This window comes from Kineococcus haloalkalitolerans (assembly GCF_050871905.1).
Lineage (GTDB): Bacteria > Actinomycetota > Actinomycetes > Actinomycetales > Kineococcaceae > Kineococcus.
Map to the genome: position 1 here is coordinate 1 of NZ_JBJLSH010000075.1, position 11,589 is coordinate 11,589.

The 11,589-nt window shown below is 76.6% G+C and carries 8 protein-coding genes and 1 tRNA gene; 7 read left to right on the top strand and 2 right to left on the bottom strand.

What is annotated here, in order from left to right:
• Nucleotides 1–126: 126 nt before the first annotated feature.
• The gene (locus tag ACRYMY_RS18895) at nt 127–483 is read right to left on the bottom strand and encodes a WhiB family transcriptional regulator (RefSeq protein ID WP_432548762.1); all 357 of its coding nucleotides are present in this window, start codon (nt 481–483) and stop codon (nt 127–129) included.
• 329 nt (nt 484–812) lie between these two features.
• Here ACRYMY_RS18895 and ACRYMY_RS18900 point away from each other — a divergent pair, with 329 nt between their 5' ends.
• On the top strand, nt 813–3,302 hold the full coding sequence (locus ACRYMY_RS18900) for a penicillin-binding protein (protein WP_432548763.1): 2,490 nt from the start codon (nt 813–815) through the stop codon (nt 3,300–3,302).
• A gap of 109 nt (nt 3,303–3,411) precedes the next feature.
• On the opposite strand, the gene ACRYMY_RS18905 is transcribed toward ACRYMY_RS18900, so the two are convergent.
• A complete protein-coding gene (locus ACRYMY_RS18905) occupies nt 3,412–3,909 on the bottom strand; it encodes a GatB/YqeY domain-containing protein (protein WP_432548764.1) in 498 nt (165 codons plus the stop codon).
• Nucleotides 3,910–3,982: 73 nt separating this feature from the next.
• Between ACRYMY_RS18905 and ACRYMY_RS18910 the strand changes: the two genes are divergently transcribed.
• The 6 genes from ACRYMY_RS18910 to ACRYMY_RS18935 form a co-directional block, all read left to right on the top strand.
• The gene (locus ACRYMY_RS18910) at nt 3,983–4,894 is read left to right on the top strand and encodes a metallophosphoesterase (protein WP_432548765.1); all 912 of its coding nucleotides are present in this window, start codon (nt 3,983–3,985) and stop codon (nt 4,892–4,894) included.
• Nucleotides 4,895–4,958: 64 nt separating this feature from the next.
• Nucleotides 4,959–5,035, top strand: a tRNA-Pro gene (locus tag ACRYMY_RS18915).
• Nucleotides 5,036–5,135: 100 nt separating this feature from the next.
• Nucleotides 5,136–7,007 (top strand): SpoIIE family protein phosphatase, encoded by a 1,872-nt coding sequence (locus tag ACRYMY_RS18920; RefSeq protein WP_432548766.1) that lies wholly within the window; start codon nt 5,136–5,138, stop codon nt 7,005–7,007.
• Between the two features lie 198 nt (nt 7,008–7,205).
• Nucleotides 7,206–9,893, top strand: a complete 2,688-nt coding sequence (locus tag ACRYMY_RS18925; RefSeq protein WP_432548767.1) for a GAF domain-containing SpoIIE family protein phosphatase — start codon at nt 7,206–7,208, stop codon at nt 9,891–9,893.
• Nucleotides 9,894–9,902: 9 nt separating this feature from the next.
• Nucleotides 9,903–10,673, top strand: coding sequence for a YqjF family protein (locus ACRYMY_RS18930; RefSeq protein ID WP_432548768.1), 771 nt, complete (start codon nt 9,903–9,905; stop codon nt 10,671–10,673).
• Between the two features lie 234 nt (nt 10,674–10,907).
• The coding region (locus tag ACRYMY_RS18935; RefSeq protein ID WP_432548769.1) for a CNNM domain-containing protein at nt 10,908–11,589 on the top strand (682 nt) is incomplete at its 3' end.

Consider the following 11,589-nt stretch of genomic DNA (forward strand, 5'->3'; position numbering starts at 1 on the left):
CCGTGAAGGTCCTCGGCCGCTCCCCGGAGGAGGTCGCCTGAAGCGCGTCCACAACCCCCCCGCCCGCCACCACCCCCCCCCCCACCCCCCCCCCCCCCCCCCCCCCCCCCCCCCCCCCCCCCGCGCTCAGACGGCGGCGCTGAAGCCGGGGGAGTCCGCGCCGGCCGGCACGGTGGTGCCCGACCCGGTCACGGACCCGGCCGCCACCCCGAGGTGGGCGTCGCGGGCGGCCTCCAGCAGCCGGCGCCAGGACTGCACGTTGGGCCGGCGCTTGAGCAGCGCGCGGCGCTCGCGCTCGGTCATGCCGCCCCACACGCCGAACTCGACGCGCGAGTCCAGCGCGTCGGCCAGGCACTCGGTGCGCACCGGGCACCCGCCGCAGATGGCCTTCGCGCGGTTCTGCGCGGAGCCCTGCACGAACAGCTCGTCCGCCGACGCCGACTTGCACGCGCCCCGGCCGGCCCACTCCAACGTCCACACCACGACGGCCCCTCCCGTCCGCGCCGTCCCGGCCCGTCGCTCGTGCGACGGGTCCCCCCGGGGCCGGCGGTTCCTGTGAATCCCCCTGACGCCCCGCGAGGGACGTGGCGCGAGCGTAGGCTCGGGGAGCCGCTCAGCGTCAGAGCCTCTTCGGGGGACCAGGGGTAGTCCCTTGTGACTAGTCGACCTCCCCGGCGCCCCTCCCCGTCCCCCGGCGGGGGGTCGGGACACCACGGGCACACCGCGTGACGTCGCGTCGCGGTCTGGTCACGGTCCTGCGGAGGACGTGTGCGCGGCCCGGGACACCCGCGCGGCCCGCTTACCCTCGACGCATGGCGTCCGACACGCACCGCCGCCCCCTCCTGCGCCTGCTGGGTGCCTTCACGGCCGTCAGCTGCGCCGCGGGGGTGATCGCCGCCGGGCTGGCCGTGCCGGTCGTGGCGGCCTCCGGCGCGGTGACCCGCACCGGGGTCGAGGTCTTCAACGAGCTGCCCTCCGACCTGGGCGACGACACCCTGTCCGAGGCGACGACGATCCTCTACGAGGACGGCAGCCTCATGGCGCGCGTGTACGACCAGAACCGCGTGGTCGTCGGGCTGGACGACATCGCCCCCGTCATGCGCGAGGCGATCGTCGCCATCGAGGACTCCCGCTTCTACGAGCACGGCCCCGTGGACCTGCGCGGCATCGCCCGCGCGCTGGTCTCCAACGCCGGCGGCGGCGGCACCCAGGGCGCGTCGACGCTGACGCAGCAGTACGTGAAGAACATCCTCGTCGAGCAGGCCGTCGAGGCGGACGACCCGGAGGCCGCGGCGCAGGCCGTGGAGTCCAGCGGCGTCGAGGGCTACGCGCGCAAGCTGCGCGAGATGAAGCTCGCCGTGGGCGTCGAGCAGGAGATGAGCAAGGACGACATCCTCGCCGGCTACCTCAACGTCGCCTACTTCTACAACGGCGTGTACGGCGTCGAGGCCGCCGCGCAGTTCTACTTCGGCAAGCCCGCCCGCGACCTGCTGCTGCCGGAGGCGGCGCTGCTGGCGGGCCTGGTGCAGAACCCCGTGGCCTACGACCCGATCGACAAGGGCGAGGCGGCCGTGGGCCGCCGGAACGTCGTCCTGGACCGCATGCTGCAGCTGGGGAGGATCGACCAGGTCACCCACGACGAGGCCGTCGCCACCCCGCTGCAGCTGAACGTCAACCGCAGCCGGCAGGGCTGCATCGCCGCGGACTCGGCCGCCTACTTCTGCGACTACGTCACCCGCGTCGTGGAGAGCGACGACGCGTTCGGGGCGAGCGTGGAGGAGCGCCGCAACCTGCTGCGCCGCGGCGGCCTGACGATCCGCACGACCCTGAACCGCCAGGTGCAGGACATCGCCCAGCGGGCCGTGGACGAGCAGGTCAACCGCGGGCAGTCGGTGCGCACCGCCGAGTCGGTCGTCCAGCCGGGCACCGGCAACATCCTCGCGATGGTGCAGAACACGACCTACTCGGTGGACGAGGAGCAGGTCGGCGTCACCATGCAGAACTACAACGTCGAGCGCGCGATGGGCGGCGGCCAGGGCTTCCAGCAGGGCTCGACGTTCAAGGCGTTCACCCTCGCCGCGTGGCTGCGCTCGGGCCGCTCGCTGGACTCCACGGTCGCCGCTCCCGCCCGCGGCAACGACCCCTTCAGTGCGTTCACCGCGTGCGGGGAGAAGCTGCGCGGCCCCGTGTACCCCTACGGCAACTCCGAGGGCGGCGGCGGCGGCGTGATGACCGTGCGCCAGGCCACCGCCCGCTCGGTGAACACCGCCTACGTGTCGATGGAGAAGCAGCTCGACCTGTGCGACATCGCCTCGCTGGCCGAGTCGCTGGGCGTCTACAAGGGCGCCGAGAGCGAGAACTTCCTCACGAAGGAGGTCAACCGCAACCTCGACCAGTACCCGTCGCTGACGCTGGGCACGAACACCGTCACCCCGCTGTCGGTGGCCGGCGCCTACGCCGCGTTCGCGGCTGACGGCACGTTCTGCAAGCCCACGGCGATCCTCGAGGTCCTCGACACGAACGGGGCCCCGATCCCCGTGCCGTCGGCGGACTGCACGCAGGCGCTGGACCCGAACGTGGCGCGCAACGTCACCGAGGCCCTGCAGGGCGGCTGGTCCTCGGGCACCGCCGCCCGCGTCTCCGGCAAGTCCCTGCTGCGCGGGCGGGACGTCGCCAGCAAGACCGGCACGACCAACCAGTCCGCGGACACCTGGTTCGCCGCGTACACGCCGCAGCTGGCGGCGGCCGCGTGGGTCGGGCACGCCGACGGGGTGCGCTCGCTGAACGGCGAGCGGATCAACGGCCGCCGCGTGGGCCGCGTCTACGGCGCGACGATCGCCGGGCCGGTCTGGACGAACACCATCGGTCCCGCCTCCGAGGCGCTGGGCCTGCCGAGGGAGCGGTTCACGCCGGGCACCTCGCAGGGCCTGCGCACGACGACGGCCGACGGGCGCCTGCGGGTGCCGAGCGTCGTGGGCCGCAGCGTCTCCTCCGCCACGTCGGTCCTCGAGGCGGCCGGCTTCTCGGTCCGGGTGGCCTCGGGCCGGGTGTACTCCGACAGCGTCGGGGAGGGCCTGGTCGCCGGGCAGAGCGCCCGCAGCGCCAGCGCCGGTGCGACGATCACCCTGACCCGCAGCGCGGGCCCGGAGCCGCGCCGCACCCCGTCGCCCACCCCGACGCCGTCCGAGACGGCGTCGGAGACCCCGTCCGAGACCCCGTCGGAGACGCCGTCGAGCCCGCCCGCCGAGGGCGGGGAGGCGACCCCGCAGGAGCAGCAGGCCACCACCGCCCCGCCGGAGTGACCTCCCGCTGACGACAGACACCCGCCGTGATCATGGATGAGTGAAGGCTCGACCATCCATGATCACGGCGGGTGTCGTCGTCGTGGGGGCGCTGCGGCGCCGGAGGGCGTCAGCCCTGCAGGCGGGCCCGCACGGCGCCGGACAGGCGCTTGCCGTCGGCGCGGCCGGCGACCTGCGGCTTGAGCGTCGTCATCACCGCGCCCATGGCGCCCATCCCGGTCAGGCCTTCGGACGAGGCCGCCATGACGGCCTCGTCGACCATCTCGGCCAGCTCCTCGTCGGTCAGCGGCGTGGGCAGGTAGCGCTCCACGACGCCCAGCTCGGCGCGCTCGCGCTCGGCGGACTCGGCGCGGCCGGCGCCGTCGTAGGCGTCGGCGGCCTCACGGCGCTTCTTCGCCTCGCGCTGCAGGACGGTGACGACCTCCTCGTCGGACAGGGTGCGCGCGGTCTTGCCGGCGACCTCCTCCGAGCGCACCGCGGACAGCACCATGCGCAGCGTCGAGGCGGTCAGCTCGTCGCGGGCCTTCATGGCGGTCGTCAGGTCGCGCTGGAGGGTGTCCTTGAGGCCGGTGGGGTCGGGCGTCTCGTCGAGCATGGCGTCGGTCATGACGCCGATGCTCCCACCGCACCGCCGGCAGGCGCCGGGACGGGGCGGGGCGGCGGGCTGCCAGGATGAGCCGGTGCCGACACCGCTGAGGGCCCTGACCACCACGGCCGCCGCGGGGGCGGCCGCCGCCGCCGCGGGCTTCGGGTACGCGGCGTGGGAGGCGCGCTCGTTCCGCCTGCACCGCGCGTTCGTGCCGGTGCTGCCGCCGGGCGCGCGCCCGCTGCGCGTCCTGCACCTGTCCGACCTGCACCTGGTGCCCCGCCAGGAGGCGAAGCGGGACTTCGTGCGCTCGCTGGACGCGCTGGAGCCGGACCTGGTGGTGACCACGGGCGACAACCTCGCCGCGCTGGACGCCGTGCCGGCGGTGCTGGAGACGTACGCGGGGCTGCTGCGCCGGCCGGGGGTGTTCGTGCTCGGCTCCAACGACTACTGGGCGCCGCGGCCGCGGAACTGGTCGGCGTACCTGTGGCGGCGGCAGGGCCCGACCGAGGTGAAGGCGCCGCGGCTGCCCACGGACGAGCTGGTCCGCGGCTTCCGCGAGGCCGGCTGGGTGGACCTGGACAACGCCCGCGCCCGCCTGGACGTGGGCGGGGTGTCCCTGGACCTCGTGGGCGTGGACGACCCGCACCTGCGCTACGACCGCTACCCCTCGCGCGCCGGCCACGACGCGGCCGGCACCGACCTGCTGCTGGGCGTCGCGCACGCGCCGTACCGGCGCACCCTGGACGCCATGACGGCCGAGGGCGCCGCCCTCGTGCTGGCCGGGCACACCCACGGCGGGCAGCTGTGCCTGCCCGGGTACGGGGCGCTGGTGACCAACTGCGACCTGCCGCGGGACAAGGCCGCCGGGCTGTCGCGCTGGGCCACGGGCGACAGGGAGTCGTGGCTGCACGTGTCGGGCGGGCTGGGCACGTCCCCGTACTCGCCGTTCCGCTTCGCCTGCCCGCCGTCGGCGACGCTGCTGGAGCTCGTCCCGCGGCGCTGAGCGGGCCGGGTGACGGTGGTGCGGAGCGGTCCCGCGCGTCGGCTATGCTCGTCCGCGGTTGCTCCGGGGTGTGGCGCAGCTTGGTAGCGCGCTTCGTTCGGGACGAAGAGGCCGCAGGTTCAAATCCTGTCACCCCGACCACCGCAGAGGCCCAGGACCGCAGCAGCGGGACTGGGCCTCTCGTCGTTCCCGCCGGTCGAACCGCCACGGGGCGTCCCGCCGACCAGGGAGGATGCGGCGCGTGACGAACGCCTCGCTCGTGGACCTGGCCGCGGTCTTCGACGCCATCCCCACCTCCTACGCGGTGCTCGACACCGACCTGCGGTTCGTGGCGGTCAACCGCGCGTTCCTGACCTCGTCCGGGCGCTCGCGCGACGAGCTCGTCGGCCGGCTCCTCTTCGACGTCTTCCCCGACAACCCGGCCGCGCCGGGGACGCGCGCGGTGGCCAACCTGGACGCCTCCCTGCGCCGGGTGCTGCGCACCGGCCGCCAGGACACGATGCCGCTGCAGCGGTACGACGTCGCCGGCCCCGACGGGGTCTTCCGCGCCCGCTGGTGGAGCCCGGTCAACGCCCCGGTGCTCGACGAGGCCGGGCAGGTGGTGCTGCTGCTGCACCGCGCGGATGACGTCACCGACTACGTCACCGAGCGGAAGCGGTCCGGCGCCGGGCTCGACCCCTACGACGCCCCGCAGTCCGCGGACCGGTCCGCGGCGGACCTGTACGTGCGCGGGCAGGAGCTGCGCACGGCGCTGACCGCGGAGGCCGCCGAGGCGGAACGGCTGGCCGGCATGGTGCAGGTGGCGCTGCAGCTGAGCGGCGCGCGCAGCGTCGCCGAGCTGACCGACATCGTCATCGGCCGGGGCCTGGCCGTGCTGGGCGCCGGCGGGGGCGCCGTCGCGGTGCGCACGAGCACCGGTGACGGCGCGGACGCGCTGGAGCTGACGATGACCGACTCCCTCGGAGAGCGGGCGCGGCGCACCTTCCAGCACGTGCCGGTGGACAGCCCGCTCCCGGTGGCCGTGGCCGCCGCCACCGGTGAGGTCGTGGTGCTGCGCGACCGCGAGGAGTCGCTGGCGTACACCCCGCAGATGGAGGAGGCCGTCAGCAGCACCGGGCTGGGCACGTGGGTGTCCCTGCCGCTGCGGGCCGCGGGCCGCTCGCTGGGCGGGCTGGCGATCGGCTGGCGCGAGCCGCAGGACCCCACCGACCGCGACGTCGAGCTGATGAGCGCCTTCGCCGCCCAGTGCGCGCAGAGCCTGGCCGCCCTGCAGGCCCGCGAGCAGGAGCGCCGGGTCGCCGGGGAGCAGCGGCGCCTGTCGGAGGCGCTGCAGCGCAGCCTGCTGACCGCCCCCTTCGAGCCGGACCACCTGCAGATCGCGGTGCGCTACCTGCCCGCCGCCGCCGACGCCCAGGTCGGCGGCGACTGGTACGACTGCTTCCTCGCCCCGACCGGCACCACCACCCTCGTCGTCGGGGACGTGGCCGGGCACGACCGCGACGCGGCGGCCGCCATGGCGCAGGTCCGCAACCTCCTGCGCGGCGTGTCGATGACGCTGGGCGAGCCGCCCGCCGCGGTGCTGGCCGGGCTGGACCACGCCCTGCACCACCTCGGGGTCGGGGTGATCGCGACCGCCGTGCTGGCCCAGGTGGAGCAGACCCCCGCCGAGCGGGCCGCCGGGCTGCGCACGCTGCGGTGGTCCAACGCCGGGCACCCGCCGCCGGTCCTCGTCGGCCCCGACGGCGCCGCGCGGCTGCTGCAGACCCCGCCGGACCTCCTGCTCGGGCTGCTCCCGGCCGCCGAGCGCTCCGACCACGCGACGACCCTGCACCCCGGCGCCACCCTCGTCCTCTACACCGACGGCCTCGTGGAGCGCCGGGACGCGCCCCTGCAGGAGGACCTGGAGCGGTTGCGCGCCGCCCTGGAGGAGCTGCACCACCTGCCCGTGGAGGAGCTGTGCGACGCCCTGCTGGCCCGGCTCGACGGCTCGCCGGAGGACGACGTCGCCCTGCTGGTGCTGCGGGCCCACCCCGAGGACGGTCCCCGTCCCGCCGAGGCCGGGCCGCAGGTCCTGCCCCCCTCGCCTCCCGGCGTGGTCCCGCCCGCCGGCTGAGCGGCAGCGGGACGGCCCGCGCGGCGCCGCCGGCCCGTCCGGGAGCCGGTCCGCGACCGGCGCGGGGGCGGCGCTGGACGTACCCTGGGCGGTGCGGTGGTGCCCGGTGGGCGCCACCGCGTCGTACGTGGGTCGTGCGTCGGCCGGACGCCGGCCGGACGTCGGTGCCGCTGCCGGGGGCAGCGCGGAGGGCGGGCAGTGGTGGGAGCGACGGGCACGGGCTCGCCGGTGGGCCGGGCCGCGGCCGAGCGGGTCGCCGACCCGGCCAGGGTGCGGGCCGCGCGCCGCCTGGTCAGCGCGCCGCCCAACCCGGCGCTGCAGCGCCTGGCCGCGCTGGCCGCGCGCCTGCTGGCCGCCCCCGCCTCCCAGGTGTCCCTGCTGACGGACGTGCAGACCGTCAGCGCCGTCGCCGGGCAGGACCCCGCGCTGGTCGGGTCCACCGGCCCGCTGACGGAGTCCCTGTGCACGGTCGCGGCCGCCGGCGGCGAGGCCCTCGTCGTCGAGGACGCCGCCGCCGACGAGCGCGTGTCCTCGCTGCCGCCGGTCCTCAGCGGGGCGGTGGGCGCCTACCTGGGCGTCCCGCTGGTCGGCGAGGACGGCCACGTCGTCGGAGCCCTGTGCGTGTTCGACCCCGCCCCGCGGGCCTGGCGCGACACCGACGTGGAGGTGCTGGCCGACCTGGCCGCCGCGGCCGTCGCCGAGCTGGAGCTGTCGGCGCTGTCGCTGCGCTACGAGAGCGACCGCCTGCGCTGGCAGCTGGCCGTGGCCGCCGGCGGGGTGGGCAGCTTCGACTGGGACCTGCGCAGCGGCGAGCTGTCGTGGGACGCGCAGATGCTGGACCTGTTCGGCCTGGACGAGGAGGGCTTCGACGGCCGCATCGAGACCTTCGTGGCCGGTCTGCACCCCGACGACCGGGACCGGGTGAGCCGGGCCCTGCGCGAGGCGGTGGACACCTGCGGCGGCTACGAGGCGGAGTACCGCGTCGTGCTGCCCGGCGGCGGCACCCGCTGGGTCAAGGCGCGCGGGGAGGCGCTGGAGGGCGCCGACGGGCGGGCCGTGCGGTTGCTGGGCGCCGCGTACGACACGACCGGCGAGCACGAGGACGAGACCCGCGTGGCGCGGGTCCTGGAGTCCATGTCCGCGGCGTTCTACGCCCTGGACCGCGACTGGCGCTTCACCTACGTCAACGCCGAGGCCGAGCGGCTGCTGCAGCGCGGGCGCGAGGAGCTCCTCGGCGGGGTGCTCTGGGACCTGTTCCCGGGCGCGGCGGCGTCGACGTTCGAGCGCGAGTACCGGCGCGCGGTGGCCACCGGCGAGCCGGTGACGTTCGAGGCGCACTACGCCGCGCCGCTGGACGGCTGGTTCGAGGTGCGGGCCTGGCCCGGCCCCGACGGGCTGTCCGTGTACTTCCTGGACGTCACCGCGCGCCGCGCCGCGCAGGAGCAGGCCGAGCGGGAACGGGCCGCGACCGCGGAGGCGCTGCGGGCGGCCGAGGGCTCGCGGCTGCTCGCCGAGGAGGCCCGGCGCACCGCCGAGCGCACCGCGGGCCGGCTGGCGCTGCTGGCCCGGGTCAGCGACGACCTCAGCGCGACGCTGGAGGTCGAGGAGGCCGCCGCCCGGCTGGCCGCGCACCTCGTGCCCGCGCTGGGCGACTGGGTCCTGGTGACCCTCGTGCAGGACAGCGGCGGCCTGCGCGACATCGCCAGCCGGCACGCCGACGCGGCGCGGGTGCCGCTGCTGCACCGCTACGCCGCGCGCCGGCTGGCGGCGCTGGACCCGGTCGTCTCCCCGGTCGCGCGCGCGGTCGCCGGCCGCCGCACCGTCGTGGTCCCCGCCCCGGCGGCCGAGGCGTTCGCCGCCGTCCTGCACGACCCGCTGGCGCGCGACCTCGTGCGCGAGCTGGCCCCCAGCACGGCGGCCGTCGTCCCGATGCGCGCGCGCGGGGAGACGATCGGCGTGCTGACGCTGTGCCGGGACGCGGACCGGCCGCCGCTGGCCGGCGAGGACCTGCTGACCGTCGAGGACGTCGCCGAGCGCGCCGGCCTCGCGCTGGACAACGCCCGCCTGTACGGGCGCCAGCAGCGCATGGCCGAGGCGATGCAGCGCAGCCTGCTGACGGCGCCCGTGCAGCCGGACCACCTGCAGGTCGTGGTCCGCTACCGGGCCGCGGCGCAGGCCGCGCAGGTCGGCGGGGACTGGTACGACGCCTTCCTGCAGCCCGACGGCGCCACCGTGCTGGTCATCGGCGACGTCATGGGCCACGACGTGGACGCCGCGGCCGCGATGAGCCAGGTCCGCTCGCTGCTGCGCGGCATCGCCCACTCCGGTGGCGGGTCCCCCGCGGAGGTCCTCGCCGACCTGGACGCCACGATGGTGGGGCTGGGCGTGGACACCACCGCGACGGCCGTGGTGGCGCGCCTGGAGCAGACCGGCGACGAGCACGAGCGCGGGGTGAGCCGGATGCGCTGGTCCAGCGCCGGGCACCCCCCGCCGGTGCTGCTGGCCCCCGACGGCACGGTGACCACCCTGGCCGCCGAGCACCACGACCTCCTGCTGGGCATCGCCCCCGACCTGCCCCGCACCGGTGCGGAGACGACCGTCGAGCGCGGCTCGACGGTCCTGCTCTACACCGACGGCCTGGTGGAGCGGCGCGGGCAGGACCTCGACGAGGGGCTGGTGGCGCTGCGCGCGGCCGTGGCGGACCTGGCGGGCGAGGACCTGGACACCCTGTGCGACGGGGTGCTGGACCGCCTGCTGCCCGAGCGGCCCGAGGACGACGTCGCGCTGGTCGCCGTGCGCCTGCACCCGCAGGACCGGCCGCGGCCGCCGGCCGCCGGGCCGAACCGGGTGCCGCCCGCCCGGCCCCTGGCGCCCGGCCGCGCCTAGGCTCGCACCGTGCTCGAGACCCCCGGGCCCGCGCCCCTGCCCCGCCTGCCGTCCCGCGCGGCCGACCCGCTGCGCGGGCCGGTGATGATGCACCAGCACTGGGACGAGCTGGCGTTCCTGCACTGGGCGGTGGACCCGGCGCTGGTGGCGCCGTTCGTGCCGCCGGGGGCGGAGCCGGACGTCCTGGACGGCGTCACCTACGTGGGGCTCATCCCGTTCACGCTGCGCGGGGCGGGGATCGGCCGGCTGCCCGCGGTGCCGTGGCTGGGCACCTTCCTGGAGACGAACGTGCGCCTGTACTCGCGGGACGCGGCCGGCCGGCGGGGGGTCGTCTTCCGCAGCCTGGACGCCGACCGCCTGGCCGTCGTGCTCGGCGCGCGCGCCGCGTTCGGGCTGCCGTACCGGTTCGCCCGGATGCACCGCGCCCGCCGCGGCGACGAGGTCGGCTGGGCCACGACCCGCCCCGTGCGCAGCCGGGTGGTCGTGCGCGCCCGCCCGGAGCTCGTCGACGACGACGGTCCCGACGACGTCGCCACGTTCGTCACCGCCCGCTACGGCCTGCACACCGCGCACGCGGGCCGGACGTGGTGGATCGCCAACGAGCACGAGGAGTGGCCGCTGCGCCGCGCCGACGTCCTGGACCTGGACGACGAGCTGCTGGCCGCGGCCGGCTTCCCCGGGCTGGCCTCGCGCCCGCCCGACCACGTGGCCTTCTCCGACCGCGTCACCACCCGCTTCGCGCTGCCCCGCCCGCTGCCCCGGCCCCTGCACGCGCGCTGAGGGCCCCCGTCCGGGGGTTGGGCGGGGGACGCGGCAGCGGTTACCGTCGTAGCACCGCCGCGGGGAACGCCCGCGACCGACACCTGGAAGGACCGCCGCCGCCGTGCGCGACGACAGCCCCGACGACCTCCCGTCAAGTACGTCGACGAGCCGACGCTCGTCAGCCACCCCCGAGGACCCGCCGTCAAGTAGCCGGCGCTCCCGCTCCCGACGCACCGGGGGAGGGAGCGCGCTGTGACCGAAGTCCTGTACCTGGCCGCGGCCCTCCTCCTGGTCGTCGCCTGCGGCCTGTTCGTCGCCGCCGAGTTCGCCTTCCTCACCGTCGACCGCTCCAGCGTGGAGCGCGCCGCTGCCGGTGGCCGCCGCGGCGCGGCCGGCACCCAGCGGGCGCTGAAGACCCTCTCGACGCAGCTGTCGGGCGCCCAGCTGGGCATCACCGTGACCAACCTGGCCATCGGCTTCCTCGCCGAGCCGGCCATCGGGCGTCTCGTGCGCCCGCCGCTGGAGTCCGCGGGCCTGCCGGAGGCGCTGGCCGCCACGGCCTCCTACGCGGTGGCGTTCGCCCTGTCCACCGGTCTGACCATGGTGTTCGGCGAGCTGGTGCCCAAGAACCTCGCCATCGCGAAGCCGCTGGAGACCAGCGCCGCCGTGCAGGGGTTCATGCGCGGCTTCACCGCCGCCACCCGCCCGCTGCTGGTCGTCCTCAACGGCAGCGCCAACGCGGTCCTGCGCCGCCTGTTCCACGTCGAGCCGCAGGAGGAGCTGGCCTCGGCCCGCTCCGCCGACGAGCTGACCTCGCTCGTGGCGGGGGGGGGGGGGGGGGGCGCGCGGCGGCGGGGGGCCGCCGTCCTCCACCCCCGCGCGCTGGGCTACGCCCCCCTCCCCGCCCACCACGCCCGCACCCCCCCCCCCCCCG

Excerpts from the sequence above, each read along its gene's own strand:
- ACRYMY_RS18900 (WP_432548763.1), top strand. The coding sequence starts at position 813 with ATGGCGTCCGACACGCACCGCCGCCCCCTCCTGCGCCTGCTGGGTGCC.
- ACRYMY_RS18905 (WP_432548764.1), bottom strand. The coding sequence starts at position 3,909 with ATGACCGACGCCATGCTCGACGAGACGCCCGACCCCACCGGCCTCAAG.